Annotated in this window: 24 protein-coding genes, 1 tRNA gene and 1 pseudogene; 14 read left to right on the top strand and 12 right to left on the bottom strand. The window is 70.4% G+C overall.

What is annotated here, in order from left to right; genetic code table 11:
• The first annotated feature begins 139 nt into the window (after positions 1–139).
• The 6 genes from eno to AQJ91_RS22445 all read left to right on the top strand — a co-directional run bounded on the left by eno (position 140) and on the right by AQJ91_RS22445 (position 6953).
• The gene (gene eno, locus AQJ91_RS22420) at positions 140–1435 is read left to right on the top strand and encodes a phosphopyruvate hydratase (RefSeq protein ID WP_067024612.1); all 1296 of its coding nucleotides are present in this window, start codon (positions 140–142) and stop codon (positions 1433–1435) included.
• 164 nt (positions 1436–1599) lie between these two features.
• Positions 1600–2076: an FtsB family cell division protein gene (locus tag AQJ91_RS22425; RefSeq protein ID WP_067024614.1), complete on the top strand. Its 477-nt coding sequence runs from the start codon at positions 1600–1602 to the stop codon at positions 2074–2076.
• A gap of 34 nt (positions 2077–2110) precedes the next feature.
• Positions 2111–2704, top strand: a complete 594-nt coding sequence (locus tag AQJ91_RS22430) for a DUF501 domain-containing protein (protein ID WP_067024617.1) — start codon at positions 2111–2113, stop codon at positions 2702–2704.
• Positions 2701–3642, top strand: a complete 942-nt coding sequence (locus tag AQJ91_RS22435) for a Ppx/GppA phosphatase family protein (RefSeq protein WP_067024621.1) — start codon at positions 2701–2703, stop codon at positions 3640–3642. The genes AQJ91_RS22430 and AQJ91_RS22435 overlap by 4 nt, the downstream gene beginning before the upstream one ends.
• Positions 3643–4085: 443 nt before the next feature.
• Positions 4086–5486, top strand: a complete 1401-nt coding sequence (locus AQJ91_RS22440) for an NAD(P)/FAD-dependent oxidoreductase (RefSeq protein ID WP_067024624.1) — start codon at positions 4086–4088, stop codon at positions 5484–5486.
• Positions 5487–5660: 174 nt separating this feature from the next.
• A complete protein-coding gene (locus AQJ91_RS22445; RefSeq protein WP_067024627.1) occupies positions 5661–6953 on the top strand; it encodes a class I SAM-dependent methyltransferase in 1293 nt (430 codons plus the stop codon).
• Positions 6954–7055: 102 nt separating this feature from the next.
• Here the strand turns inward: AQJ91_RS22445 and AQJ91_RS22450 are convergent, their stop codons facing one another.
• Together AQJ91_RS22450 and AQJ91_RS22455 are read right to left on the bottom strand one after the other, a co-directional pair.
• Entirely contained in the window at positions 7056–9584 is a 2529-nt protein-coding gene (locus AQJ91_RS22450) for an ABC transporter permease (protein WP_067024630.1), read from the bottom strand.
• On the bottom strand, positions 9584–10354 hold the full coding sequence (locus AQJ91_RS22455) for an ABC transporter ATP-binding protein (RefSeq protein ID WP_067024633.1): 771 nt from the start codon (positions 10352–10354) through the stop codon (positions 9584–9586). The genes AQJ91_RS22450 and AQJ91_RS22455 overlap by 1 nt, the downstream gene beginning before the upstream one ends.
• A 392-nt stretch (positions 10355–10746) precedes the next feature.
• Here AQJ91_RS22455 and AQJ91_RS22460 point away from each other — a divergent pair.
• The 3 genes from AQJ91_RS22460 (at position 10747) to AQJ91_RS22470 (ending at position 13292) form a co-directional block, all read left to right on the top strand.
• A tRNA-Leu gene (locus AQJ91_RS22460) sits at positions 10747–10829 on the top strand.
• A gap of 158 nt (positions 10830–10987) precedes the next feature.
• Positions 10988–12172 (top strand): 4-hydroxybenzoate 3-monooxygenase, encoded by a 1185-nt coding sequence (locus tag AQJ91_RS22465; RefSeq protein WP_067024636.1) that lies wholly within the window; start codon positions 10988–10990, stop codon positions 12170–12172.
• Between the two features lie 202 nt (positions 12173–12374).
• Positions 12375–13292, top strand: coding sequence for a Bax inhibitor-1/YccA family protein (locus AQJ91_RS22470; RefSeq protein WP_067024639.1), 918 nt, complete (start codon positions 12375–12377; stop codon positions 13290–13292).
• Between the two features lie 99 nt (positions 13293–13391).
• Here the strand turns inward: AQJ91_RS22470 and AQJ91_RS22475 are convergent, their stop codons facing one another.
• Positions 13392–13622 (bottom strand): DUF4287 domain-containing protein, encoded by a 231-nt coding sequence (locus AQJ91_RS22475; RefSeq protein ID WP_067024867.1) that lies wholly within the window; start codon positions 13620–13622, stop codon positions 13392–13394.
• A 102-nt stretch (positions 13623–13724) separates the two neighbouring features.
• On the opposite strand from AQJ91_RS22475, the gene AQJ91_RS22480 reads away from it, so the two are divergent.
• Positions 13725–14036, top strand: coding sequence for a hypothetical protein (locus tag AQJ91_RS22480; RefSeq protein ID WP_199847994.1), 312 nt, complete (start codon positions 13725–13727; stop codon positions 14034–14036).
• A 46-nt stretch (positions 14037–14082) separates the two neighbouring features.
• On the opposite strand, the gene AQJ91_RS22485 is transcribed toward AQJ91_RS22480, so the two are convergent.
• The 3 genes from AQJ91_RS22485 to AQJ91_RS22495 form a co-directional block, all read right to left on the bottom strand.
• Entirely contained in the window at positions 14083–14865 is a 783-nt protein-coding gene (locus AQJ91_RS22485) for a hypothetical protein (protein WP_199848001.1), read from the bottom strand.
• Between the two features lie 283 nt (positions 14866–15148).
• Positions 15149–16369, bottom strand: coding sequence for an acetyl-CoA C-acetyltransferase (locus tag AQJ91_RS22490; protein ID WP_067024643.1), 1221 nt, complete (start codon positions 16367–16369; stop codon positions 15149–15151).
• Between the two features lie 271 nt (positions 16370–16640).
• Entirely contained in the window at positions 16641–17666 is a 1026-nt protein-coding gene (locus tag AQJ91_RS22495; RefSeq protein ID WP_199847995.1) for an SGNH/GDSL hydrolase family protein, read from the bottom strand.
• A 160-nt stretch (positions 17667–17826) separates the two neighbouring features.
• On the opposite strand from AQJ91_RS22495, the gene AQJ91_RS22500 reads away from it, so the two are divergent.
• On the top strand, positions 17827–19215 hold the full coding sequence (locus AQJ91_RS22500) for a cystathionine beta-synthase (RefSeq protein ID WP_067024649.1): 1389 nt from the start codon (positions 17827–17829) through the stop codon (positions 19213–19215).
• Between the two features lie 412 nt (positions 19216–19627).
• Here AQJ91_RS22500 and AQJ91_RS22505 read toward each other — a convergent pair whose 3' ends face one another.
• Entirely contained in the window at positions 19628–20071 is a 444-nt protein-coding gene (locus AQJ91_RS22505) for a hypothetical protein (RefSeq protein ID WP_067024652.1), read from the bottom strand.
• Between the two features lie 98 nt (positions 20072–20169).
• Positions 20170–20429 (bottom strand): annotated as a pseudogene (locus AQJ91_RS55855) (glycine betaine ABC transporter substrate-binding protein); the annotation flags it as partial.
• A gap of 290 nt (positions 20430–20719) precedes the next feature.
• Between AQJ91_RS55855 and AQJ91_RS22515 the strand changes: the two are divergent.
• The 3 genes from AQJ91_RS22515 to AQJ91_RS22525 all read left to right on the top strand — a co-directional run bounded on the left by AQJ91_RS22515 (position 20720) and on the right by AQJ91_RS22525 (position 23859).
• A complete protein-coding gene (locus AQJ91_RS22515; protein WP_199847996.1) occupies positions 20720–22228 on the top strand; it encodes an aromatic amino acid ammonia-lyase in 1509 nt (502 codons plus the stop codon).
• Entirely contained in the window at positions 22225–23139 is a 915-nt protein-coding gene (locus AQJ91_RS22520) for a MurR/RpiR family transcriptional regulator (protein WP_234382764.1), read from the top strand. Before AQJ91_RS22515 ends, AQJ91_RS22520 begins: the two co-directional genes overlap by 4 nt.
• Before the next feature lie 198 nt (positions 23140–23337).
• The gene (locus AQJ91_RS22525) at positions 23338–23859 is read left to right on the top strand and encodes a hypothetical protein (protein ID WP_234382769.1); all 522 of its coding nucleotides are present in this window, start codon (positions 23338–23340) and stop codon (positions 23857–23859) included.
• Positions 23860–23880: 21 nt separating this feature from the next.
• Here the strand turns inward: AQJ91_RS22525 and AQJ91_RS22530 are convergent, their stop codons facing one another.
• The 4 genes from AQJ91_RS22530 to AQJ91_RS22545 are packed head-to-tail and all read right to left on the bottom strand — an operon-like array spanning position 23881 to position 26171.
• Positions 23881–24255 (bottom strand): roadblock/LC7 domain-containing protein, encoded by a 375-nt coding sequence (locus AQJ91_RS22530; protein WP_067024663.1) that lies wholly within the window; start codon positions 24253–24255, stop codon positions 23881–23883.
• A gap of 20 nt (positions 24256–24275) precedes the next feature.
• Positions 24276–24872, bottom strand: coding sequence for a roadblock/LC7 domain-containing protein (locus AQJ91_RS22535; protein WP_067024667.1), 597 nt, complete (start codon positions 24870–24872; stop codon positions 24276–24278).
• 43 nt (positions 24873–24915) lie between these two features.
• Positions 24916–25767, bottom strand: a complete 852-nt coding sequence (locus tag AQJ91_RS22540; RefSeq protein ID WP_067024670.1) for a hypothetical protein — start codon at positions 25765–25767, stop codon at positions 24916–24918.
• A complete protein-coding gene (locus AQJ91_RS22545; protein WP_067024673.1) occupies positions 25764–26171 on the bottom strand; it encodes a hypothetical protein in 408 nt (135 codons plus the stop codon). The genes AQJ91_RS22540 and AQJ91_RS22545 overlap by 4 nt, the downstream gene beginning before the upstream one ends.
• Between the last annotated feature and the right edge of the window lie 26 nt (positions 26172–26197).

Consider the following 26197-nt stretch of genomic DNA (forward strand, 5'->3'; position numbering starts at 1 on the left):
TTTTGTTCCGTTCGGAAACAATTTACTCTCGGTTCTGCTCAAGGGGCGGTCGACCGGCTGGTGGATCGCCCGGAGCCGGTTAGGCTCGTCTCGCAGAGCCACCGCGCTCCTGCGTACCCGCGTCACATTGAAGAAGGAGATGCTCGTGCCGTCCATCGACGTCGTCGTAGCCCGGGAAATCCTGGACTCCCGAGGCAATCCCACGGTCGAGGTCGAGGTCGGCCTCGACGACGGCAGCACCGGTCGTGCCGCCGTCCCGTCCGGCGCCTCCACGGGCGCCTTCGAGGCCATCGAGCTCCGCGACGGCGACCCGAACCGCTACCAGGGCAAGGGTGTCGAGAAGGCCGTCCTCGCCGTCATCGAGCAGATCGGCCCGGAGCTGGTCGGCTACGACGCCACCGAGCAGCGCCTGATCGACCAGGCGATGTTCGACCTGGACGCCACCGACAACAAGGGCTCCCTCGGCGCCAACGCCATCCTCGGCGTCTCGCTCGCCGTCGCCCACGCCGCCTCCGAGGCCAGCGACCTCCCGCTCTTCCGCTACCTGGGCGGCCCGAACGCGCACCTGCTGCCGGTGCCGATGATGAACATCCTGAACGGCGGCTCGCACGCCGACTCCAACGTGGACATCCAGGAGTTCATGATCGCCCCGATCGGCGCGGAGACCTTCTCCGAGGCGCTGCGCTGGGGCGCCGAGGTCTACCACACCCTGAAGAAGGTGCTGAAGACCAAGGGCCTGTCCACCGGCCTCGGCGACGAGGGCGGCTTCGCCCCGAACCTGGAGTCCAACCGCGCCGCCCTCGACCTCATCCTCGAGGCGATCAAGGAGGCCGGCTACACCCCCGGCGAGCAGATCGCCCTTGCGCTGGACGTCGCCGCCTCCGAGTTCTACAAGGACGGCGTCTACACCTTCGAGGGCAAGGAGCGCTCCGCCGCCGAGATGACGGAGTACTACGCCGAGCTCGTCGAGGCGTACCCGCTCGTCTCCATCGAGGACCCGCTGTTCGAGGACGACTGGGCCGGCTGGAACGTCATCACCGAGAAGCTGGGCGACAAGGTCCAGATCGTCGGCGACGACCTCTTCGTCACCAACCCGGAGCGCCTCGCCCGCGGCATCGAGGAGGGCTCCGCCAACGCCCTGCTCGTCAAGGTCAACCAGATCGGTTCGCTGACCGAGACCCTGGACGCCGTCGAGATGGCCCAGCGCAACGGCTTCAAGTGCATGATGTCCCACCGCTCCGGCGAGACCGAGGACGTCACCATCGCCGACCTCGCCGTCGCGGTGAACTGCGGTCAGATCAAGACCGGTGCCCCGGCTCGCTCGGACCGCGTCGCCAAGTACAACCAGCTGCTGCGCATCGAGGAGATCCTCGACGACGCCGCGGTGTACGCCGGCCGCTCGGCCTTCCCGCGGTTTCGCTCTGCGAACCATTAAGCACAGCGCTCTGCGAACCATTAAGCACAGCGCTCTGCGAACCATCAAGCACAGCAAGGGCTGACCCTCACCGGGTTAAGGGCTTAGCCAGTCGTACGTACGTCCCCGTACTCGGTCCCGTACCGTGTGCGGGGACGTACGCGCGTGGGAAACGGGAGGCGGGCATGGCCGTGAAGGACCGGGACCGGTTCTCCACTACGACCAGGATCCGGTTGCTCGGCGAGCAGACGGCGGCCCGCGTCTACCGCTCCCAGACCAAGCGGCAGGCCCGGCGCTCCCGGCTCACGGGACGCGCCGCGTTGCTCGCGCTCGTCGTCTGCACCCTGGTGGTGGCGCTCGCCTACCCCATAAGGCAGTACGTCTCCCAGCGCGCCGAGATCGCCGATCTCCAGCGGGAGAAGCAGCAGGCCGCCCAGCGGGTGGAACGGCTGCGCGACATCAAGGCGCGCTGGCAGGACGACGCGTACGCCGAGCAGCAGATCCGGCAGCGGCTGCACTACGTCATGCCGGGCGAGACGGGCTTCGTCGTCATCGACCCGGACGCGGCGAAGCAGTCGCGCGCCGACCTCGGGGCGGCCGACCGCCCCTGGTATTCGAACGTCTGGGACGGGGTCGACAAGTCCGACGCCTCCGACCAGTGACGGACAGACAGACAGAAAGACAGCTTCAAGACAGATGGAAACGCCCCCGCCGACCACGCCTCGTACCGAGCCCACCGACGCCGACGTCGAGGCATTCAAGCAGCAGCTCGGGCGTCCGCCGCGCGGGCTGCGCGCGATCGCGCACCGGTGCCCGTGCGGACAGCCGGACGTCGTCGAGACGGCACCCCGCCTTCCCGACGGCACGCCCTTCCCGACGCTGTACTACCTGACGTGCCCGAAGGCCGCCTCGGCGATCGGCACGCTGGAGGCGAACGGCGTGATGAAGGAGATGACGGCCCGGCTGGAGTCCGACCCGGAGCTGGCCGCCGCGTACCGCTCCGCGCACGAGGACTACATCCGGCGCCGGGACGAGATCGAGGAGCTGACGGGTTTCCCGAGCGCGGGGGGTATGCCCGACCGCGTGAAGTGCCTGCACGTCCTGGTCGCGCACTCCCTCGCGGCGGGCCCCGGCGTGAATCCCCTCGGGGACGAGGCGCTGGAGATGCTGCCGGAGTGGTGGCGCAAGGGGACGTGTGTGTCGACGGCGCAGGAGCAGATCCAGCAGCTCGGCGACAAGGGCGGCGGCTTCTTCGAGGCGACCCCGCTCAACGAGGAGGACGGCAAGTGACCCGCGTCGCCGCCATCGACTGCGGTACGAACTCCATCCGGCTCCTCGTCGCCGACGCGGACCCGCTGACGGGTGAACTCGTCGACCTGGACCGCCGGATGACCATCGTCCGCCTCGGTCAGGGCGTCGACCGCACCGGGCGCCTCGCCCCCGAGGCGCTGGAGCGGACCTTCGCCGCCTGCCGGGAGTACGCGGCCATCATCAAGGAGCACGGCGCCGAGCACCTGCGTTTCGTCGCCACCTCCGCCTCCCGGGACGCCGAGAACCGGGACGACTTCGTGCGCGGCGTGCTGGACATCCTGGGTGTCGAGCCCGAGGTCATCTCCGGCGACCAGGAGGCCGAGTTCTCCTTCACCGGCGCCACCAAGGAGCTCGCCGGGCGGGACCACCTAGCCAAGCCCTACCTGGTCGTGGACATCGGCGGCGGCTCGACCGAGTTCGTCGTGGGCGACGACCACGTACACGCGGCACGCTCCGTGGACGTCGGCTGTGTGCGGATGGCGGAGCGGCACCTCGTGCACGAGGGAGCCGTGTCCGACCCGCCCACCGAGGCGCAGATCGCCGCGATGCGGGCCGACATCGAGGCGGCCCTCGACCTCGCCGAGCGGACGGTCCCGCTGCGCGAGGCGCGCACGCTCGTGGGGCTGGCCGGTTCGGTGACCACGGTGTCGGCCATCGCGCAGGACCTGCCCGAGTACGACTCCGCCGCCATCCACCACTCCCGCGTCTCGCACGACCGCGTCCGCGAGATCACCGACTGGCTGCTGCACTCCACCCACGCCGAGCGAGCGGCCGTACCGTCCATGCATCCCGGCCGGGTCGACGTCATCGCCGCGGGCGCTCTCGTACTGCTCTCGATCATGGAGCGGATCGGCGCGGAGGAGGTCGTGGTGAGCGAGCACGACATCCTCGACGGCATCGCGTGGTCGGTGGCGTAGACCCCGTTCATGACTCCCGCTGGACCTCTGGTGAGCAGGTCGGACAACGTATGAGCGCGCTCGAGGGGTCCTCGTGAGCGGCTCGATGACGCGCCGCCGAGAAAGTTCGTGAAGTTCTTCACAAGGATTTCGGCCCTGGTGGCACGGGAAAGGGGCCCGGTAGGCCCTTCCGGGGCCCCAGCAGGTCGTTGAACGTGTTCAGAGGGGTCGTGGGAGTCGGCCGGGCCCGGTCCTCGCGGGCGGGTCGAGGGGATGGGTCACAGGGGGTCCGGCCGCCCGGAGAGGCAGCTCACGCGGCATTGACAACGGGGCGTACTGGATCATGGTTCCCGGTCGTGGCCATGACCTGTGTCACGTGAGCGGCGGAGGATAACACATCCTCTGTCGGAGCTTGTGAAGGGGCGCACGAGCTACCCCCCTGGGCCGGGTGGATACTCGATGGCATGAGCACCACGGAGCGTCCCAGGATCCTCGTAGTAGGCGGTGGGTACGTAGGCCTGTACGCAGCTCGGCGCATTCTCAAGAAGATGCGCTACGGCGAGGCGACCGTCACGGTCGTCGACCCCCGGTCGTACATGACCTACCAGCCCTTCCTCCCCGAAACCGCCGCCGGCAACATCTCCCCGCGCCATGTCGTCGTCCCGCTGCGACGCGTGCTGCCCAAGGCGGAGGTCCTCACCGGCCGGGTCACCACCATCGACCAGGACCGCAAGGTCGCCACGATCGCCCCGCTGGTCGGCGAGGCGTACGAGCTGCCCTTCGACTACCTGGTCATCGCGATGGGCGCGGTCTCCCGCACCTTCCCGATCCCCGGCCTCGCCGAGCAGGGCATCGGTATGAAGGGCATCGAGGAGGCCATCGGCCTGCGCAACCACGTCCTCGAGCAGCTCGACAAGGCCGACTCCACGAACGACGAGGAGATCCGCCGCAAGGCGCTCACCTTCGTCTTCGTCGGCGGTGGCTTCGCGGGTGCGGAGACCATCGGCGAGGTCGAGGACCTGGCCCGCGACGCGGCCAAGTACTACACCAACGTGTCCCGCGAGGACATGCGGTTCATCCTCGTCGACGCCGCGGACAAGATCCTCCCCGAGGTCGGCCCCAAGCTCGGCCAGTACGGCAAGGAGCACCTGGAGAGCCGCGGGATCGAGATCTACCTCTCCACCTCGATGGACTCCTGCGTCGACGGCCACGTCGTGCTGAAGAACGGCCTCGAGGTCGACTCCAAGACCATCGTGTGGACGGCCGGCGTCAAGCCGAACCCGGTCCTGTCCCGCTTCGGCCTGCCCCTCGGTCCCCGCGGTCACGTCGACTGCGAGCCGACCCTCCAGGTCAAGGGCTCCGACTACATCTGGGCCGCCGGTGACAACGCCCAGGTTCCGGACCTCGCCGCCCGCAAGGCGGGCAACGAGAACGCCTGGTGCCCGCCGAACGCGCAGCACGCGCTCCGTCAGGCGCGCGTCCTCGGCGACAACGTGATCTCGGGTCTGCGGGGCTTCCCGCAGAAGGACTACGCCCACGCCAACAAGGGCGCGGTGGCGGGCCTCGGTCTGCACAAGGGCGTCGCGATGATCGTCATGGGCAAGATGAAGATCAAGCTCAAGGGCCGTCTCGCCTGGTACATGCACCGTGGCTACCACGGCCTGGCGATGCCGACCTGGAACCGCAAGATCCGCGTCTTCGCCGACTGGACGCTCGGCATGTTCCTCAAGCGTGAGGTCGTGGCGCTGGGTGCCCTCGAGTCCCCGCGCGAGGAGTTCTACGAGGCCGCCAAGCCCGCCCCGGCGCCGGCCGCCAAGGCCGGGCCGGCTCCGGTGAAGACCGAGGAGAAGGCCAAGGCCTCCTGACCTCCGGTCACTGAACAGCCCGAAGGGGCCGCCCGCCATCCGTGGTGCGGGCGGCCCCTTCGGCATGCGGGGGTTTTTCCCAGTTGTAACGCTGATGGGGGACTGCGCACCGGCCCGGTTGGTGTTTACGTGGTGTTGGGCATCTCGGTTTCCCTCATCACGGAGGTGTGCGCCATGGCAGAAGCCGCGCTGCGGCTGAAGGGCCTCATGGAACAGTTGCTGGGGGTGCCGCTCCCGGTGCGTATCCGCGCCTGGGACGGTTCGCAAGCGGGTCCGCCGGGCGCGCCGACCCTCGTCGTACGCAACCGCCGCGCCGTACGCCGGCTGCTGTGGAAGCCCGGCGAACTGGGCCTGGCCCGCGCCTGGGTCGCGGGGGACCTCGACATCGAGGGCGATCTCTACGCCGCCCTCGAGCTGCTCGCCGGGCTCGTCTGGGAGCGCGGGGAGGACGCGCGGGGTCTCGTAGAGTCACTGCGCGATCCCGACGTACGCGCCGGGGCACGCGGGCTCGTGAAGATCGCCGGGCTCCCGCTGCCGCCCGCCCCGCCCGTGGAGGAGGTCCGCCGCCGACGCGCCCACCTGCACACCAAGCGCACCGACAAACGCGCCATCAGCCACCACTACGACGTCGGCAACGACTTCTACGAGATCGTCCTCGGCCCCTCGATGGTGTACTCCTGCGCCTACTGGGAGGCCCCCGACGCCACCCTCGAAGAAGCCCAGCGCGACAAACTCGACCTCGTCTGCCGCAAGCTCGGTCTGCGGCCCGGCCTCAGACTCCTCGACGTCGGCTGCGGCTGGGGCTCGATGGCCATCCACGCCGCGCGCGAGTACGGCGTGACCGTCGTCGGCGTCACCCTCTCCCAGGAACAGGCCGCGTACGCCCGTAAGCGCGTCGCCGGCGAGGGCCTCACCGACAAGGTCGAGATCCGCGTACAGGACTACCGGGACGTCGCCGACGGACCCTTCGACGCCGTCTCCTCCATCGGCATGGCCGAACACGTCGGCAGCGAGCGGTACCTGGAGTACGCCACCCATCTGCACCGGCTCCTCAAGCCCGGTGGACGGCTGCTCAACCACCAGATCGCACGGCGGCCCCACCGGGACGAAACCACCTACAGCGTGGACGAGTTCATCGACGCCTACGTCTTCCCCGACGGCGAACTCGCCCCCCTCGGCACCACCGTCACCCAGCTCGAGCGCGCCGGATTCGAGGTGCGCGACGTCGAGTCGATCCGCGAGCACTACGCCCTCACCCTGCGCCGCTGGGTCGCCCGCCTGGAGGCCGACTGGTCCCGCGCCATGAAGCTCACCAGCCCCGGCCGAGCCCGCGTCTGGCGGCTCTACATGGCCGCGTCCGCCCTCGCCTTCGAGCGCAACCGCATCGGCGTCAACCAGGTGCTGGCCGTCCGGACACCCGAATCGGGTGGCTCCGCAATGCCCCTCCGGTCACGCGTCTGGGTGTAAAGCGGCCAAGCGGTTGAACGGTTGAACGGTTGAACGCGAAGGGGCCCCGCGGCAACTGCCGCGGGGCCCCGATCCGCTCACGTCCGCTCAGATTCCTCGCCGCTACTCCGACTTGATCGCCGTCAGCATGTTCAGCCGGGCCGCCCGCCGCGCCGGCCACAGCGCCGCCAGGACGCCCACCGCCGCCGCCAGCAGCAGGAACAGCGCCATCCGGGCCCAGGGCAGGACCAGTTCGTACGTCGGCATGCTCGTCCCCAGCAGCTCACCGGCCGCCCAGCCGAAGAACACGCCGAGCCCGATGCCGAGCACCCCGCCGAACAGGGAGATCACCAGGGACTCCAGGCGGACCATCCGCTTGATGCCCTTGCGGTCCAGGCCGATCGCGCGGAGCATGCCGATCTCCTGGGAGCGCTCGAAGACCGACATGGCCAGGGTGTTGATGACCCCGAGGACCGCGACCAGCACCGCCATCGCGAGCAGGCCGTAGACCATGTTCAGGATCAGCGTGAACATCTGCGCGATGTCGTTGGAGAGGTCCTTCTTGTCCTGGACCTTGATCGCCGGGTTGGAGCCGAGGGCCTTCTCCAGCTTGTCCTTCGTGGCGCTCGTCGCGCCGTCGGACGTCTTCACCATGACCTGCATGTCGGCGGCCTCCGACAGGTGCGGGGTGAGCGTGGCGTTGTCGAGGAGGATGCCGTTGAACAGCTCGTTGCCCTCGTAGACCCCGGCCACGGTGAGCTGCTGCTTCTTGCCGTCCTCGTAGGCGACGGTGAAGGCCGACCCGGCCTTCCAGCCGTACAGCTTGGCGCGCGCGTCGTCCACGACGACCTGCGTCCCGCCCACCTCGAACGTGCCGTCGTCGACCTTCAGGTCGGTGAGCTCGCCGATCGAGGCGCCGTTGACGCCGGTGAGGAACTCGGTCTCGCCGTCGATGCGCGAGGCCGCGTTGCGCATCGGGCTGATCTCCGTGACGTAGTCGGCCCGGCTCAGCTGCTTCTCGACGTCCGTCGACAGCTCGTTGCCGTTCGCCATCGACACCACGTAGTCCGCGCGGATCTCCGCCGCCGCCATCTTGTCGATCGACTTCTGCAGGCTGCCCGCCATCACCGTCATGCCGGTGATCAGGGTGAGCCCGATCATCAGCGCGGAGGCCGTGGCGGCCGTACGGCGGGGATTGCGGACCGAGTTCTGGCGGGCCAGCTTGCCCGAGATGCCGAAGACGCGCAGTACCGGCGCCGCCGCCGCGATCAGCGGGCGGGACAGCAGCGGGGTCAGGATGAACACGCCGATGATCAGCAGCACCGCCCCGATGCCCATGGGCGCCTGGCCGTCGGAGCCGCTCATCGACGTCGCCGCCAGGACGACCGCGATGCCCGCCCCGCTGAACAGCGCGCCCAGCGTGTTGCGCAGCACCAGGGACTTGACCGTCGGCGCCGCGTGCATGCTGCTCATCGCCGCGACCGGCGGGATCTTCGCCGCCCGGCGGCCCGGGAGCCACGCCGCCAGCATCGTGATCAGGACGCCGACCGCGAGGGCCGCGCCGACCGTGCCCGGCGTGACGACCAGCGGCCCGTCGGGAACGGTCGCGCCGAGCGTGCCCATGAGCGCCCGCAGTCCGGCGCCGATGCCGATGCCCGAGACCAGGCCGGTGACGGCGGCGACCAGGCCGACCACGAACGCCTCGGCCAGCACCGACCGCGTGACCTGCCGGCGGGAGGCACCGACCGCCCGCAGCAGCGCCAGTTCCTTGGTGCGCTGGGCGACCAGCATGGTGAAGGTGTTGGCGATGATGAACGTACCGACGAACAGGGAGATGCCCGCGAAGACCAGCAGGCCCTGTTTGAGGCCGCTCATCGACGAGGAGATCATCTCGGCCTGGTCGGCGGCGAGTTGTTCGCCGGTGGTGGTCTCGGTGAGGTCCTTCGGCAGCGCCTTGTCCAGCGCGGCCCGCAGCGCGGTCTGGGAGGTGCCGCCGGCGGCCGTCACGTCGATCTCGTCGTAGGTGCCCGTCTTGCCGAACAGATGCTGTGCGGTGGCCGTGTCGAACAGGGCCAGGCTGCCGCCGGCCGCGACGTTGCCGTCGTCGGTCGTGAAGATGCCGGTGATCGTCGGCGTCAGCACCGGCCCGTCGACCGAGATGCGTACGGTGTCGCCGACCTGGAAGCCGGCGCGCTTCGCGGTCTCGGCGTCGATGAGGACCTGGTCCTTGCCGCGCGGCGCGGAGCCGGACTTCAGCGGGTAGCGCGGGTCCTTGTCGCCCCAGTAGTTGCCGCCCTGGGACTGGAACCCGCCGCCGATGAGCTTGCCGTCCTTGTCGGCGATGGCGGTGAAGCCGGTCACGACACCGATGGCGTTCGCGGCCCCCGGCACCTCGGCGCTCGTGTCGAGTATGGCCTGCGTCAGTTCGGCCCGCTTGCCGAGCCGGTCGCCCTCGCTCTCCTGGTAGGCGGGTTCCACGGCGACGTCGACATGGTCGAAGCCCTTGGCGGAGCTGTTCTGGTAGGCGTGGGAGATGGTGTTGGTGAAGACCAGGGTGCCGGAGACGAAGGCCACGCCCAGCATCACGGCGAGCACGGTCATCAACAGCCGGGCCTTGTGCGCGAGTACGTTGCGCAGGGCGGTGCGGAACATCAGCTGGTGCGGCCCTTCGCGTCGAACTGCTTCATCAGGTCGAGCACGGAGTCGGCCGTGGGTTCGTACACCTCGTCGACGATCCGCCCGTCCGCCAGGAAGACGACCCGGTCCGCGTACGCCGCCGCCACCGGGTCGTGGGTCACCATCACGACCGTCTGCCCCAACTCCCGTACGGAGTTGCGCAGGAAGCCCAGCACCTCGGCGCCGGAACGCGAGTCGAGGTTTCCGGTCGGCTCGTCGCCGAAGATGATGTCGGGCTTGGAGGCGAGGGCGCGGGCGACGGCGACGCGCTGCTGCTGGCCGCCGGAGAGTTGGGAGGGGCGGTGGCTGAGCCGGTCGGCCAGGCCGACCATCCCGATCACCGAGTCCAGCCACTGCTGGTCCGCCTTGCGGCCGGCGATGTCCATCGGGAGTGTGATGTTCTCCAGCGCGGTCAGCGTCGGCAGCAGGTTGAACGCCTGGAAGATGAAGCCGATCTTGTCCCGGCGCAATTTGGTGAGCTGCTTGTCCTTCAGGGAGCCCAGTTCGGTGTCGCCGATGCGTACCGAGCCGGAGGAGAAGGTGTCCAGGCCCGCGACACAGTGCATCAGCGTGGACTTCCCGGAACCCGACGGGCCCATGATCGCGGTGAACTCGGCCTGCCGGAAGTCCACGGAGACCTGGTCCAGGGCGACCACGCGGGTCTCGCCCTGTCCGTAGATCTTCGACAGATCCGTGGCACGCGCGGCCACGGCGGTGGCCCGGCCGGCGATGGATGCGATGGTCACGAGAAGGCGCTCCTGAGGGATGACGGTGTGTTCGGGGGACGTGTTCCATCGTCCTGGCCGGCCGCCGCCGTGTAGTCAGCCGCTGTTCTGGTTCCGTAGGCAGACTTCGGGCGGACGGCGAGCCTCGGTGTCATACCTGGGGATGACGAGCGCCCCCTACGCGCGCGTGCGTCGAGAACCGGTGGAGCGACCTCGTTCGGGCGGTGAAATTCCGTCATTCCGCATACGCGCGGACGTGTCACGCGTAAGGCTATTGGCAAGTGCGGATGGCCCGTTCCGCGGGCTGATGCACCCTCAGGCATCAATAAAATAAGACAACATCGGTCCGCCCGTCCGCTGTTCGGGGGACGCACCCCGATAGGCTCGGAACCTCGATGCGGAGCCCATGGCCTGCCCGGATGGTGGAATGCAGACACGGCGAGCTTAAACCTCGCTGCCCCTCGCGGGCGTACCGGTTCAAGTCCGGTTCCGGGCACCTCCGACCTCACGCGCGGCCGCTGTTTGCGGCCGCTTTCGCATGCACCCTCCATTGAAGAGTTCACCGCACAACCGTTGACAGCGGGCGTGCGCGGTCGGAGACTCACAAGAGAAACGTGAAGTAAATTTCACTGGACGAACAGAAGGGTACGCCCGATGCGAACCACCGTAGGCATCATCGGCGCCGGCCCGGCCGGACTCCTCCTCGCCCGGCTGCTGCACAACGCCGGCATCGACTCGGTCGTCCTGGAGGGCCGCGACCGCGCCTACGTCGAGCAGCGCCAGCGCGCCGGAATCCTTGAGCAGGGCACGGTGGACGTGCTGCGCGCGGCCGGCGCCGGCGAGCGCATGGACCGGGAGGGCCTGCGGCACGACGGCATCGAGCTGCGCCACGACCGCAAACGCCACCGCGTCGACTTCCCCGCCCTCACCGGCGGCCGGTCCGTGATGGTCTACGCCCAGACCGAGGTCTGCAAGGACCTCATCGCCCTCCAGCTCAAGGAGGGCGGCCCGCTGCTCTTCGGGGCTGAGGCACTGGCCGTCGAGGGCGCGGACACCGACTCCCCGCGCGTCCGTTTCCGGCAGGAGGGGCACGAAGGAAACGACGACGTCCTGGAGTGCGACTACGTCGTGGGCTGCGACGGCTCCTGGGGCGTCGCGCGCAAGGCGATCCCGGCCGAACTGGTCCAGGTCTTCGAACGGACGTACCCCTTCGGCTGGCTCGGCATCCTCGCCGACGTCGCCCCCTCGCACGACGAGCTGGTCTACGCCCGCCACGACCGCGGCTTCGCCCTCCTCTCCATGCGCTCCCCGTCCGTCTCCCGCCTCTACCTCCAGGTGCCCGAGGGCACCGACGCCGAGGAGTGGAGCGACGACGAGATCTGGGCGGAGCTGGAACGCCGCTTCGAGACCGCGGACGGCTGGCGGCTGGAGCGTGGGCCGATCACCCAGAAGTCGGTCACCCCCATGCGCTCCTACGTCCACGAGCCCATGCGGCACGGCCGCCTCTTCCTGGCCGGTGACGCGGCGCACATCGTGCCGCCGACGGGGGCGAAGGGCCTGAACCTCGCCGTCGGTGACGTCGTCACGTTCGCGAAGGCACTGACGCATCAGAAGGACACCGGTTCGGCGGAGCTCCTCGACGCCTACTCGGAGACGTGTCTGCGCCGCGTCTGGCAGGCCGAGCGGTTCTCCTACGACATGACGACGCTGCTCCACCGGGCCCCCGACGCCACCCCGTTCGAGGACCGCCTCCAGGTGGCGCGACTCGAGCGGCTCGCCACCTCGACGGCGGCCGAGACCGACCTGGCCGAGGGCTACACGGGCTTCCCGTTCGAGTGAGACAAGCGGATGATCTCCGGCCGGTTCCGGCCACGTCGCAGGTTGGTCATGAATGAGCCCCTCCGTGGCTGGGAATCAACGAGCCGCGTAGCGTGTTGCGCAGCACGACGAGGGAAAGATCCTCCCCAAGCACTAGGGTCAATCCTTTGCCTACCTATTACTCTTAGGCCAAGGCCACGCCTGGTGGCCATGGAGGAGTGAAATGAGGAGCAGCAACCCGGTCTTCTCGCGACGGGGGTTCAGCCGCGACAACGGCCACGCGGGCTTCAGCACCGCGCCGCAGGCCGGGGGCGCCGCTGTCGGCACGCAGGCCAACCCGTACGCGCAGGGCAACCCGTACGCCGCCCAGCCACAGGCCGGCAACCCGTACGCGCAGAACCCTTACGCCCAGCAGGACCAGCAGTACGGCGCGCCGCCGCAGGCCCCGGTCACCACCGGCCGGATGACGATCGACGACGTCGTCCTGCGCACCGGTACCACACTCGGCATCCTGGTCGTCACGGCCGCGCTCGCCTGGGCGCTGCTGCCCGTCGACGACGCGAACCTCAGCCGGTCCTACGGCATCGGCATCGGTGCCGCGCTGATCGGCATGGTCCTGGCGCTCGTCCAGTCCTTCAAGCGCAAGGCCTCGCCCGCGCTGATCGTGTCGTACGCCGCGTTCGAGGGCGTCTTCCTGGGCGTCATCTCCAGCGTCGTCGACAACCGCATCGCCAGCGGTGCGGCCATGCAGGCCGTGCTCGGCACCATGGCGGTCTTCATCAGCGTCCTGGTGGCGTACAAGGCGGGCTGGATCCGCGTCAACCGCCGCTTCGTCGGCTTCGTGATGGCGGCCGCGCTCGGCTTCATCCTGCTGATGGCCGTGAACCTGCTGTTCGCGGTGTTCGGCGGCGGTGACGGCCTCGGCTTCCGCAGCGGCCCGCTCGGCATCGTCTTCGGCGTCATCGGCATCCTGCTCGGCGCCTGCTTCCTCGCCCTCGACTTCAAGCAGGTCGAGGACGGCATCGCCTACGGTGCCCCGCGCGAGGAGGCGTGGCTGGCGGCGTTCGGCCTCACGCTGACGCTGGTGTGGATCTACCTCGAGTTCCTGAGGCTTATCGCGATCCTCAACAGCAGCGACTAGTCTCCGACGGTCGTAACGGTCCTAGGCGAAAGGGCCCCGGCGCTCACATATGCGGCTTCCGCCGCGTGGCGACTCGGGGCCCTTCGTCGTTGTGCGCGCCTACATGAACTTGCGCGCGGCCCTCCTCAGGTCGTACTCGTGAATGATCGCCTTCGCGTGGCCATACGCGAGGTTGTGCTCGTGGCGGAGCCAGCTGACCTTCTCCTCGAAGTTGAAGAGAGCCGGGCCTTCTTCGACAGCGCGAAGCCAGTCGGAGACTTCACGACCGGTGCAGTGGGGGATACGGGCGAGCAGATTGCGATGGGTCTCCTCGGAGAAGACTTGGGACATCGGCGCCTCCGGACGCATGGGATGTAAGCCGGTCCTTCAGGTCACCGTGCCTGAGCGTTGGCCTGTTGGCAACAGTCGCGGTGCGGCGCGTACGCTCGCGGCGTGGTGGATACGACGCGTCTGACCCAGGCTGTGGATCACTTCGCCGATCGGTTGCGGGCGGCGCCGCAGAGTCGGTTGCAGCGGGGCGCTGCCGCCGAGGCCTTGCGGTTGGCCAGGGAGTTGGCCCTGCGGGCGCAGCGGATCGAGGATCCCCTGGGGGAGGGGCGGGTGATGCCTGACGCCGGGATGTTTGCTGCCGCTGATCAGATCACCGTGGCTGTGCATGACCTGGCTGTGGTGATTTCCAGTGACGCGGAGGTAGAGGAAGCGGTGGGGTTGGTGGCGGAGGCGCAGAAGAGGGCGGGGGTTTGAGGTTCGTACGCGGCTGCCGGTTCGTTGTTGCCCGGCGCCTGAGAACTCAAAGGCTTGCTATGACCCTGTCCGCCAGGATGTAGACGTTCTCCTCGCCGCACGCGAACGTCAGGGTGTACGCGCCTGAGACTCCCGAGCCGCCCAGCAGGACCGGGGTTTCGCCTGCCCTGAGGGCTGCTGCGAGGCGTTCTGCTGTTTCGCGGTGGCCGGGGGTCATGCAGAGGGTGGTGCCGTCGGCGAAGACGTAGACGTCGAGGGTGCCCAGGGGGCCGGGGCGGACGTCGGAGAGTTCGGTGGCGGAGGCGGCCAGGTCCTCGAGGGTGGCCACCGTGCGCTCGTGGTCGCCCACGACCGGTGAGGAGACCGGGACGAAGTCCGGGTGGGAGGGGTGGCGGCGGCGGGCCGCGGCCAGCTCCGGGGACTCCCCGGTGAACTCGTCGGTGTCCGCGGTCGGCTCGGTCACCGGCTCCAGGTGCTCCAGGCCCGCGAAATCGGCCTGCCGGGGCAGGAACAGCTCGCTGTCGGGCAGGCCCAGCAGGGTGGGCGCGTCGGAGGCGTCACGGGCCTCCTGGGCGGCCCAGAACGCCCGCGCCTCGGCGAGCTCCCGCTCGCGTTCCTCGGCAAGTGCCTCGGCGACGGCGGCGCGTATCTCATCGGCGTCGGCGGAGCGGCGGGAGGCCGGCACGAGACCACGGGCCGCGGCCGCGTTGGACGCGGCGAGCTCGGTGTGCAGGGCCGCGACCTGTCGGCGCAGCACCAAGAGGGTGCGCAGGACGGCGACGCCCACGGCGCCCGTGGCGGCCGTGGTGAGCAGCAAAGCGATCGGCATGGCGCTCACTGACGTACTCCCGGTTCAAAGTCGACCCCCGACTTCCTACATCAGCTTGAAGGGCGGACTGACCTGCTGTCAGTGCGTAACGTCACGAAACGGACAGGACTTTGGGTCCGGGGTTTAGTGGTGAAACGGCTCTGACCTGTGCGAATACCTCTCCGGAGGGAGATAGGTCACATCCTGGGGGAGATTGGATCACAAAACGGCCCAGAACCCTGGTGATTCAAGGGTTCCGGGCCTGAGGGTCACGCTGGGTTTGCGTACGGCTGCGGGGAGTTGGTCAGCTCAGGCGCTCGATGACCATCGCCATGCCCTGGCCGCCGCCGACGCACATCGTCTCCAGACCGAACTGCTTGTCGTGGAACTGGAGGGAGTTGATCAGCGTGCCGGTGATGCGGGCGCCGGTCATGCCGAAGGGGTGGCCGACGGCGATGGCGCCGCCGTTGACGTTCAGCCTGTCGAGGTCGAGGCCGAGGTCGCGGTAGGAGGGGATCACCTGGGCGGCGAACGCCTCGTTGATCTCGACCAGGTCGATGTCGTCGATCGTGAGGCCGGCGCGGCGCAGGGCCTGCTGGCTCGCGTCGACCGGCCCGAGGCCCATGATCTCGGGGGAGAGGCCGGAGACGCCGGTGGACACGATGCGGGCGAGGGGCGTGAGGCCCAGCTCGCGGGCCTTCGTGTCGCTCATGATGACGACCGCGGCGGCGCCGTCGTTCAGCGGGCAGCAGTTGCCGGCGGTGACCAGGCCGTCGGGGCGGAAGACCGGCTTGAGGCCCTGGACGCCCTCCATGGTGACGCCGGCGCGGGGGCCGTCGTCCTTCGAGACGACCGTGCCGTCGGGGGTCGTGACCGGGGTGATCTCCCGCTCCCAGAAGCCGTTCTTGATGGCTTCCTCGGCGAGGTTCTGCGAGCGGACGCCGAACTCGTCCATCTCCCGGCGGGTGACGCCCTTCCAGCGGGCCAGGTTCTCGGCGGTCTGGCCCATCGAGATGTAGGCGTCCGGGATCAGGCCGTCCTCGCGCGGGTCGTGCCAGGTCGTGCCCTCCTGCTGCGCGACGGCGGCGGTACGGGCCTCGGCCTCGGCGAAGAGGGGGTTGTGCGTGTCCGGGAGGCCGTCGGAGCTGCCCTTGGTGAACCGGGAGACCATCTCCACGCCGGCCGAGATGAAGACGTCGCCCTCGCCGGCCTTGATGGCGTGCAGGGCCATGCGGGAGGTCTGCAGGGAGGAGCTGCAGTAGCGGGTGACCGTGCAGCCGGGGAGGTGGTCCATCCCCATCTGTACGGCGACGATGCGACCGAGGTTGTGGCCCTGCTCGCCGCCGGGGAGACCGCAGCCGAGCATCAGGTCGTCGATGTCCCTCGGGTCCAGCTCGGGCACCTTGGCGAGGGCCGCCTGGATGATCGTGGCGGTCAGGTCGTCCGGGCGCAGGTCCTTGAGGGAGCCCTTGCCGGCGCGGCCGATGGGGGAGCGGGCGGTCGAGACGATCACGGCTTCGGGCATCACGGCTCCAGTCGAAAGGGGCGGCGCGTAGCGCCTCGTTGAGGGGTGGCGGTCGGGCGACGGGTGGGAGTACGTGTGTGATGGGCAGGGCTGCTTGGGAAGTTACCCGCACGTACCTCCAGGGTCACCGGTGGCGCGGTGTGACCCTGACCGCAATTTTCTAAGCGCTTGCTTTTTTCGCGCTGGGTGTGGGGCGAGACCCACTCCTTTCCCGGCCGAGTCGGGCGGCGGGTGGGCGCAGGCCGGGGGGCCAGGGGGCGGAGCCTCCTGGCTACGGAGCCGGCGTCGCAGGGGTCGGCTCGGCTTCCGGGACCCTCCGGCGGCGGCGCCGCTTCAGAAGCGCCCACGGTCCCCTGGGTCCCGTCGGCATCGCTGCCGCGACCTCCGTGCCTGCCTCCGAGGCGGCCTCGGCGGCAGCGCGGGCCACGGGGAGGAAGCCCTCGCGGCGGGCGACGTCGGGGCGTTCCTCTTCCGCCGGCCAGAGGTTCAGCGCCGCGCAGACCGTCGGCAGGACCGCCATCGCCGCGGTGGCATAGCCCTCCGCCGAGGGGTGGTAGTTGTCGGGGCCGAACAGCTCCCGCGGGTTCGCCTCGAACTCCGGGCCCAGCAGATCGCCCAGCGACACCGTGCGGCCGCCCTGCTCGACGACGCCGATCGTCTGGGCGGCCGCCAACTGGCGGGAGGCCCGTCGGGCCAGCCAGCGCAGGGGCTGCTGCACCGGCTCGATCGTGCCCAGGTCGGGGCAGGTGCCGACCACCACCTCCGCGCCGGCGGTACGCAGCCGCCGTACCGCCGCCGACAAATGGCGTACCGACCGCGTCGGCGGCATCCGGTGCGTGACGTCGTTCGCGCCGATCATGATCACGCAGACGTCCGGCACCGCGGCCGCGTCCGCCAGCACCAGCGCCACCTGACGGTCCAGGTCATCCGACCGCGCCCCCGGCGACGCCACGTTCCGCAGCTCCACCGGCCGCTCCGCCACCGCCGCCAGCCCCGACGCCACCAGCGCGCCCGGCGTCTGTCCCGCCCGGTGCACGCCCTGGCCCGCGGCCGTGGAGTCGCCGAGCAGCGTCAGCCGCAGCGGCGGTTCACCAGGGGCGTCGTACGCCAACCCGAACCGGCCGTCGGCGTTCGGTACGTGGTTGCTCGTGCCGTTGCCGACCTGGCGTCTGGCCAGCCGCACCTCCGCCAGGACCAGCCCGACGGTCGCAGCGCCGACCAGACCGATCCCGCCGCCGCCGTACGCCGCACCGGCCGCGATCCGCCGGGCCACCCTCGCCCTCGACATGCGTGTCATACGTCGCCGCCACCTCCTCATAGCCGTACATCCACTGCTTGCCCCGCACGGACCGTCGCCCAATCCCAACGGCGAGTGAACGACCGTCACGGGCCCCGAACAGGCCATAGGCTGGCGGAACCACTATGACCACTTCTTTTGCAAGCATCCGGAGACAACGGTGCAATTCCACGACTCGATGATCAGCCTCGTCGGCAACACCCCGCTGGTGAGGCTCAACAACGTGACCAAGGGGATCCGGGCGACCGTCCTGGCCAAGGTGGAGTACTTCAACCCGGGCGGCTCCGTGAAGGACCGCATCGCCCTGCGCATGATCGAGGCGGCCGAGGAGAGCGGGGCGCTCGAGCCCGGCGGCACGATCGTCGAGCCGACCAGTGGGAACACCGGCGTCGGGCTCGCCATAGTGGCCCAGCAGAAGGGGTACAAGTGCATCTTCGTGTGCCCCGACAAGGTGTCGACGGACAAGATCAACGTCCTGCGTGCCTACGGCGCCGAAGTGGTCGTCTGCCCGACGGCCGTGGACCCGGAGCACCCGGACTCCTACTACAACGTCTCCGACCGGCTCGTCCGCGAGACCCCCGGTGCCTGGAAGCCCGACCAGTACTCCAACCCCAACAACCCGCTCTCCCACTACCACTCCACCGGTCCCGAGCTGTGGGAGCAGACGGAGGGGAAGATCACCCACTTCGTGGCGGGCGTCGGCACCGGCGGCACCATCTCCGGCACCGGGCGCTATCTGAAGGACGTCAGCGACGGCAAGGTGCAGGTCGTCGGCGCGGACCCCGAGGGCTCGGTGTACTCGGGCGGGTCGGGGCGGCCGTATCTCGTCGAGGGCGTCGGTGAGGACTTCTGGCCGACCGCCTACGACCGGACCGTCGCCGACGAGATCGTCGCCGTGTCCGACAAGGACTCCTTCCAGATGACCCGCCGGCTGGCGAAGGAGGAGGGGCTGCTGGTGGGCGGTTCCTGCGGGATGGCGGTGGTGGCCGCCCTGCGGGTCGCCGAGCGGCTCGGTCCGGACGACGTCGTGGTCGTCCTGCTCCCCGACAGCGGGCGCGGCTACCTCAGCAAGATCTTCAACGACGAGTGGATGGCCGACTACGGCTTCCTCGAGGACGAGGGCCCCAGCGCCCGCGTCGCCGACGTCCTGAACGACAAGGTGCACGGCGCCATCCCGTCCCTCGTCCACATGCACCCGGACGAGACCGTCGGCGAGGCCATCGAGGTGCTGCGCGAGTACGGCGTCTCGCAGATGCCGATCGTCAAGCCCGGCGCCGGTCACCCCGACGTGATGGCCGCCGAGGTCGTCGGGTCCGTCGTGGAACGGGAGCTGCTGGACGCCCTGTTCACCAAGCGGGCCTCGCTCGACGACCCGCTGGAGAAGCACATGTCGGCCCCGCTCCCGCAGGTCGGCTCCGGCGAACCGGTCGGCGACCTGATGTCCGTCCTGGGCGGCGCGGACGCCGCGATCGTCCTCGTCGAGGGCAAGCCGACGGGTGTGGTCAGCCGACAGGACCTGCTGGCCTTCCTCGCCAAGGGCGGAAAGTAGCGGGAAACATCCGGTGAACTGCCCGGGACGGCGGCGAACTTGCTGTGATCGACAATCCTCGTGGACTTCGCGGAAGTGGTACGAGCGCGTCACGTCCGCGCAGCACCCGCTTAACACGGGTCCGGCACATTAGTGGATGTCGGCAAGGGCGGGAGCGGCTCCCCGCCCCGGCCGGCAACCAAAACGGCGCCAAGGACCTCCGGAGCGGCTCCCGGACCTCCATGGACGCCTAGGACGCGCAAGCCCGGCCCTGACCCGGCCCGCGTCCACTCGCGGGGACCGCCGTCGTCCCGCCCCCCGGTAACGGGGGTGCGGCGGTCCCCGCGCATAATCTTTTCCGGGCCCGCTCAGCCGACCTGCGCCGAGGCCCAACTCCCCAGCGGCGCCGGCCTCTTTCGGCGCAGGCGTGAGGTCAGTCCTCCCAGGCGTCGTCGTCCTTGGCCGCCTTGCGGCCCGGCCGGCCGCGGAACAGGCCGGGGTTGACGCGGGCGGCCTGGACGACGTTCACGCCGACGATGCCGAACCAGGCGACGAGCAGTCCCTTGAGGCCGGCGACGCCGCCGCCGATCCCGGACAGCGGGATCGCCAGTACCAGCGAGACGATGCCGAAGCCGAAGCGCTCGCCCCAGGTGTCCGTCGGCCGCGGCGACCGGGCACCCCGGGCCGCCACCATCTGCTGCTCGGCGAGCTGCCGGCGCAACCGGCGCTCCACCGCCCCGTCGATACGCTGGTCGACCTTCTCCAGGAAGGAGTCGACCAGCGCGGACTCGTATTCCTCGCCCAGTTCCCTGCGGGCCTGCAGGGTGGCGTCGAGTTCCTTCTTGAGTTCGGTGTCCCGTGCGTCCGATCCGGTCATACGGCCCACGGTAGGCAGCCCGGAGGACGCCCGCACTGGGGTTAGCCCCCCTGTTCGGGAGGGGGTGCGCCGGGGTCAGGGGCGCAACCGGCCGCCGTTCACTTCACCAGCCCGTGCTGCCGGGCGTACGCGTTCGCCACGTCCTCCGGGCCCTTCTTGTCCTTGTCGACCTGACGGTTGAGTTCGGTGAGCTGGGCGGTGGTGAGGACGTTGCCGAGTCCGGCGAGGGCCTTGCGGACCGTCGAGTCGGCCTTGCGGTCGGCGATGAGGGGACGACGTGCCGGCCGGGGATCAGGTTCTTCGGGTCCGTCAGCACCACCCAGTCGTTGGCCTGGATGTCCGTGTCGGTGGTGAAGAGGCCCCGACTGCCGGATGACGTATCCGATGGAGCGGCGCAGTTCGGCGGCGGCTGGCGCTGGACGTCCTTGCCGCCGACCCGGAGTGTGAGGTCGTGGACTGCTGTGGTGCCGATGGGGAAGCGCTTGTGGATCGCGTCGAACTGGATCACGAGTTGTCCCTTGCCCGACTGTATAACATCATGCAGAGTTCTTAGTGTGTGAATAGATTGTCAACGTCTTGGCGTTGATCCGAGGTAACGGATGACCGGCGAACAAGATCGGATGTCCTTGTTGAGGAGGTTTGGGTTTGATGTCGTCTCGGATCGTGGACGCACCGCGGATAGCGGCCTCTGCTCTTGTCGTCCTCGACGGGGTCGGCCTCGGCGTCACCGACGTCGTGCGCCTCGCCGACGGGGCCGCGCGGCCGGTACCGGGGAGCGAGGGGATGCGGCGCGTCGAGGAGTCCTGGGACGCCGCGCGCCGCATCGCCGCGACCGGCCGCGTCTACGGCCGGTCCACCGGCGTCGGCGCCAACCGGAACGAGGACGTGCCCACCGAGGCGGCCGCCGAGCACGGCCTGCGCCTGCTGCGCAGTCATGCCGGTGCCATCGGCGAGGAGTTGCCCGCCCGGCAGGTACGCGCGATGCTCGCCGTCCGCGCCAACCAGCTGCTGGCCGGCGGGGCGGGGCTCAGGCCCACCGTTGTCACGGCCCTGTGCGAGGCGCTGGAGAGCGGGGCGTACCCGGTCGTGAACGAGTTCGGCTCGGTCGGCACCGGCGACATCGCCGCCCTCGCCCAGGCCGGCCTCGCGCTGGCCGGCGAGCACCCCTGGCGGGGGCCGGGCGCCCCCGAGCCCCAGCCGCTCGACAACAACGACGCGCTGGCCTTCATCAGCAGCAACGCCCTCACGCTCGGCCAGTCCGCCCTCGCCCTGCGCGAACTGCGCGGGCTTCTGGAGGCCACCCAGGTCGTCGGCGCCCTCTCCCTGCTCGCCGTCGACGGCTCACACGAGGCGTACGCGGCCCCCGTGCACGCCGCCCGCCCGCACCGCGGCTCCAGCGAAGTCGCCCGCCGGATGCGGGAGTTGATCGGCGCCGCCGACCGCCCGACCCCGCCGCTCGGCCGCCTCCAGGATCCCTACGGCTTCCGCTGCCTGCCCCAGATCCACGGCCCGGCCCACGACGCGGCCGACGCCCTGGCAGAGGTCCTCGCGATCGAGATCAACGCGGCGGCGGAGAACCCGCTGATCTGCCCCGAGGACCTGGCCGCCTACCACCACGGCGGCTTCTACCAGGCCCAACTCGCCCTCGCCCTGGACCACTTCCGACTGGCCATGACCCAGGCGGCCCGTCTGTCCACATCCCGCCTGTCCACGCTCAACGAGCCCGCCTTCACCCGGCTCAGACCCTTTCTCGCCGACCAGGAACCCGCCTCCTCCGGCGTGATGATCCTGGAGTACTCCGCCGGGGCCGCCCTCGGCGACCTGCGGGCCTTCTCGGCGCCCGCGTCGCTCGGCCACGCTGTACTCTCCCGAGGCGTCGAGGAACAGGCCAGCTTCGCCTCGCTCGCCGCACGTCAGACACTGCGTGCGTGCGGCGCGTACCGTCTCGTCGTCGGCTGCGAACTCGTCGCCGCCGTACGGGCGCTGCGCCAGCGTGATGTCCGGCCCGACCCGGAGCTCGGGGTGGGCCGTGCGCTGGAGCTCGCCGAGTCGGTGCTCGACGAGGACCCGGCCGACCGGCCGCTCACGGGCGACGTGACGACGGCGGCCGCACTGCTCGACCGGTTCACGGACATCTGGAGGGGGAGCAAGTCATGAGCGCGGACGGGAGTGCGGGCGTGGGTGCGAGCGTGGCGGACAAGAGCGCGGGCGCGGCGGGCCGTGGCGCGGGGGTGCCGGACAGTCCTGCCGCGCGGCTGCAGGCGCTCTTCGAGGGGCACCGGCTGACGCCGACCCAGCGGCGCATCGCGCACAGCATGGTGCGGCGGGCCGCCGACGTGCCGTTCCTGTCCAGCGTGGAACTGGCCGAACTGGCCGGGGTCAGCCAGCCGTCGGTGACCCGTTTCGCGGTCGCCCTCGGCTTCGACGGCTACCCGGCCCTGCGCAAGCACCTGCGCGAGGTCGCGCCCGCCGAACCGGCGGCGGACTCTGCGTCGTACAACGAGTACCAGCAGGCCGTCGAGGCCGAGATCGAGAACCTGCGGCACCTGGCGGAGGTGCTGGCCGACCCGCGGCCCGTGCAGAAGGCCGGGCGGCTGCTCGCGGCCTCGCGCCCCCTTCCCGTCCTCGGGCTGCGGGCCGCTGCCTCACAGGCGTACGGCTTCGCCTACTTCGCCGCCAAGGTCCATCCGGACGTACGGCTGCTGAACGAGGGCGGCACGATGATCCACGACCGGATCGACTCCGCCGTCCGGGCCGGCGCCACGACCCTGCTGTGCTTCGCGCTGCCCCGGCATCCGCGTGAGGTCGTGGACACGCTGACGTATGCGAAGGAGGCCGGGCTGACGGTGGTGACGGTCGCCGACTCCGCCTTCGCGCCGGTCGCCAAGGCCTCCGACCTGCTGCTGCCGGCCGCCGTCGGCACGGGGCTCGCCTTCGACACCGCCTGCGCCCCGATGCTGCTGGGCCGGGTCCTGCTGGAGGCGATGTGCGACGACCTGCCGGACGCCCAGGCCCGGCTGGAGGAGTTCGACGCGAGAGCGGCGGCGCGCGGGCTGTTCGTCGAGTGAAGGCGAGTGAATTTCGCGTGCTCTAAGACTCGTCTCACGTTCGCTCGCTAATCTGCGCGACCAGGAATCCCTGTCAGGAATCCCTGTCAGGAATCGCAGTGCTGTGAGGCGACAAGGAGGCGGAACGTGGCACGCGGGGATCACAGAGCTCATGGCCTGGCTCGGGTGGCTGTCGTCGTACGCGCCGGAGCCGCGCCGATGTGGTGGCTCGGGGTGTTCGCGGCGGGCATCGGTGTTCTGGTGCCGGGCATCACGGGGCGACGGATCGGGGTGATGGCCGGGGCCGCGCTGTTCATCGTCGCGACCGCGGTGGTGGCGTACTGGCGCCGTAGGCGCTACACCGACCTCGCCCGCTCGGCCGCCCGTGCGAGCAAGCACGATGTGCTCCAGGACCGTGCGGTGAGCGCGCGCAACTGGCGGCGGGGACACCGCTGGTGGCTGCTGCTCGCCTTCCTGGCCGTGCTGGGCAGCGCGTTCGCGGTACCCGCCGCGGGCGGCATGCTGCTCGCCGGCTGCGGTGCCGGGCTGCGGCTGAAGGCCGCCTGGCTCGGGCGGCGCGAGCGGGCGGAGGACGCGCTGCTGTGGGTGCGTGTCGACTGGCTCGCGGCGAACGGCGGCCGTCCGGCAGGCAAGGCGGTCAAGGCCTACCGCAGCACGGGCATCGCGGCGGGCGACGCGGCCCCGGGTGGGGCACGCCGCCGCACCGCGGCCCTGGTCTAGCCGTCAGACGTGGTCCGGCCGTCAGACCTCCAGCTCCTCCTCGATCCTTCGGAGTTGGTGGCGGGCCATCGCCAGGTTGGACCTCTTCACGTCGAGGACCAGGTAGAGGAAGAGTCCGTTGCCGCCCCGGCCGCGGATCAGGCGGATCAGGTGGTACTGGTCGGACAGCGTGATCAGGATGTCCTCGATCTGGCTCTTGAGCCCGAGGTGTTCCATGGTGCGCATCTTGGCGCGGACCACATCGGTGTTGCCGGCGGCGGCGACGTTGAGGTCGAAGCTCTTGCCGCCGCCCAGCGTGCCCAGCGCCATGCCGCTGGTGTAGTCGACGAGCGCGACGCCGGTGGCGCCCTCGATGGAGGCGAGCGCCTCTTTCAGTGCGGTTTCGGTGTTGGTCATGACTGTTCCCTCGGTTCCTCTCAACTTTCGGTGGTGGTGCGCGCCACCGTTGGTGCGGCGGGCGCTTCGGTGGCCGGGGTCGGGGTCGGGGTGGGGGTGGGGGTGGGGGCGCGGGTAGCGGGGGGCTTGGAGCGGGAGGCGCGTGGGGTTCTGGCGCGGGGCGCGGTGGTCTTGGCGGCCGTCTCCGCCGAGGGCTTCGCCTGGGACTTGGTCGGAGGCATGTCCGGGGGCTTGTCCGGGGGTGCCGTGGCGGCGTCGACGAGTTCCCCGATGCGGGTGGCCGCCCGGCGGCCCTCCAGATGGAGGCGGCCGACGTTGACGGGGTCCTGGGCGAGCAGGGTCAGGACGGCGGCAGGGCCCGCCGCGTACGTCGCCACACAGCCGTGCACGCCGTGTACCAGCAGTTCGCGGAAGTCCCCCTGGCCGGTCGCCTCCGCCAACTGTGCGGCGAGGCCGCGTGCGGTCGTGGTGAGCGCGGCCAGGTTCTCCGGGTCGATGCCGGGGGTGTCCTGGGCGAGGACGAGACCGTCGGCGCAGGCCACGAGGGCGCCGGTGAGCTGGGGCACGCGGGCTCTGAGCCGGCGCAACTCCTCGAGGATGTCGCTCTCCGCTGCCATCAGGTCTCTCCTCTCGGCGCGGGTCCACTGCCGCTGCCGCCGCTCAAAGGGTCTCCAGCGCATCCCTGAGCCTCTTCAGCAACGTGATGTGGGGATCGGTGAACTCGGGCGGAAGTGCTTCGAGCACGTCGAGCCCCTCGAGTGCGAGTCCATCGGGCGGTTCGGTGCGGGCCTGCGGGCGGGGCTCGACGACTCCGGCCGCCGCCAGCCGCCGTAGGTCCACCAGCGTGTGGAACGACGGGCGGCCCAGGTCCCGGGCGATCTCCGTCGCCGTGCGGACGCCGTCCAGCCGGGCCAGGACCGCCCGCTGGCGTGCGCTGGGCGCCGGGAGCGCCAACCGGTCCGCCCGGGTGAGCGGGGCGTGGTCCGTGGCCGGATCGGGCCAGATGCCGTGCAGCAGATCGCGGCGGCGCAGCGTCTCGCGCTCCAGGGCGGCCACCGGCACCGGGCACTCACAGCCGGGTCCGGCCTCGCCGCCGTAGCGGAAGCGGCCAGGGGCGCTGCTGGGGGCGAGGACGAAGTACGCCGCGTCGTACAGCGCGGTGAGCCGGCACAGCTCCAGCGCTCCCGGGGTGAGGCGTCCGCCGTCGACCAGGTGGTGGCCGGCGCGGTGCCGGTCGCCGGTCTCGGCCTCCGCCTCCCGCCAGGCCTCGGCGTCCAGCGTGCCGCGGGCGGTGAGCAGGACGTCGAGGCCGGGTGCGGAGGGGCTCTCGGCGTGCACCACCCGGCCCTCGGCGAGGTGGAGCATGCCGCGCTCCCGGACGAGGACGCCGGTGGCGTGCTCGGCGGCGAGCCGGGTCAGCATCGGCGAGACGCCGCCCGAGCCCCGATCCCGTGCCGCCGCCTTGTTCCGCACGGGTAGCCGGGGCGGCGGAGGGGTCCGTACGACGGTCATTCCAGCACCAGCCGTCCGGCCATCTCGCCGAGCCTGATACGCGCCAGCGCGAGGTTGCCCTCCGCGCGGGCCAGCCACAGGTGCAGGCACACGCTGCTGTCGAAGGACGTCCGCACGAACCGCAGCACGTGGTAGCTGTTCCGGTTGCTGATGATCAGGTCCTCGACGGGTGGATCGGCGCCGTCTTCTTCGGTGCCGTCCCCGTCAGGGTCGGGCGCGAAGGCGTGCTGCTCGGCGGCGAGCCGGGCGAGCTCGGCGGCCTCCACCGCGGCCGTCTCCCGGTCGCCGCCCGGGGACTCCCCGACGATGCCCAGGGCCAGTCCGCTCGTCCAGTCGACCAGCGCGGCGCCCCGGGCACCGGGCAGTCGCATGGCTTCCAGCAGGCACTCGTCGATTCCGGGCACCGTGGCTCCCCTCCCGCCTGTAGTTC

This window comes from Streptomyces dysideae (assembly GCF_001514305.1).
Lineage (GTDB): Bacteria > Actinomycetota > Actinomycetes > Streptomycetales > Streptomycetaceae > Streptomyces > Streptomyces dysideae.

Bases quoted from the DNA above. Each gene is read 5' to 3' on its own strand.
- AQJ91_RS22515 (WP_199847996.1), top strand. From the start codon at position 20,720: ATGTCGTCTCGGATCGTGGACGCACCGCGGATAGCGGCCTCTGCTCTT.
- AQJ91_RS22470 (WP_067024639.1), top strand. From the start codon at position 12,375: ATGAGGAGCAGCAACCCGGTCTTCTCGCGACGGGGGTTCAGCCGCGAC.
- AQJ91_RS22535 (WP_067024667.1), bottom strand. From the start codon at position 24,872: ATGGCAGCGGAGAGCGACATCCTCGAGGAGTTGCGCCGGCTCAGAGCC.
- AQJ91_RS22505 (WP_067024652.1), bottom strand. From the start codon at position 20,071: ATGACCGGATCGGACGCACGGGACACCGAACTCAAGAAGGAACTCGAC.
- AQJ91_RS22440 (WP_067024624.1), top strand. From the start codon at position 4,086: ATGAGCACCACGGAGCGTCCCAGGATCCTCGTAGTAGGCGGTGGGTAC.
- AQJ91_RS22445 (WP_067024627.1), top strand. From the start codon at position 5,661: ATGGCAGAAGCCGCGCTGCGGCTGAAGGGCCTCATGGAACAGTTGCTG.
- AQJ91_RS22525 (WP_234382769.1), top strand. From the start codon at position 23,338: ATGTGGTGGCTCGGGGTGTTCGCGGCGGGCATCGGTGTTCTGGTGCCG.
- AQJ91_RS22450 (WP_067024630.1), bottom strand. From the start codon at position 9,584: ATGTTCCGCACCGCCCTGCGCAACGTACTCGCGCACAAGGCCCGGCTG.
- AQJ91_RS22490 (WP_067024643.1), bottom strand. From the start codon at position 16,369: ATGCCCGAAGCCGTGATCGTCTCGACCGCCCGCTCCCCCATCGGCCGC.
- AQJ91_RS22530 (WP_067024663.1), bottom strand. From the start codon at position 24,255: ATGACCAACACCGAAACCGCACTGAAAGAGGCGCTCGCCTCCATCGAG.
- AQJ91_RS22465 (WP_067024636.1), top strand. From the start codon at position 10,988: ATGCGAACCACCGTAGGCATCATCGGCGCCGGCCCGGCCGGACTCCTC.
- AQJ91_RS22495 (WP_199847995.1), bottom strand. From the start codon at position 17,666: ATGACACGCATGTCGAGGGCGAGGGTGGCCCGGCGGATCGCGGCCGGT.
- AQJ91_RS22475 (WP_067024867.1), bottom strand. From the start codon at position 13,622: ATGTCCCAAGTCTTCTCCGAGGAGACCCATCGCAATCTGCTCGCCCGT.
- AQJ91_RS22520 (WP_234382764.1), top strand. From the start codon at position 22,225: ATGAGCGCGGACGGGAGTGCGGGCGTGGGTGCGAGCGTGGCGGACAAG.
- AQJ91_RS22540 (WP_067024670.1), bottom strand. From the start codon at position 25,767: ATGACCGTCGTACGGACCCCTCCGCCGCCCCGGCTACCCGTGCGGAAC.
- AQJ91_RS22485 (WP_199848001.1), bottom strand. From the start codon at position 14,865: ATGCCGATCGCTTTGCTGCTCACCACGGCCGCCACGGGCGCCGTGGGC.
- AQJ91_RS22425 (WP_067024614.1), top strand. From the start codon at position 1,600: ATGGCCGTGAAGGACCGGGACCGGTTCTCCACTACGACCAGGATCCGG.
- eno (WP_067024612.1), top strand. From the start codon at position 140: ATGCTCGTGCCGTCCATCGACGTCGTCGTAGCCCGGGAAATCCTGGAC.
- AQJ91_RS22430 (WP_067024617.1), top strand. From the start codon at position 2,111: ATGGAAACGCCCCCGCCGACCACGCCTCGTACCGAGCCCACCGACGCC.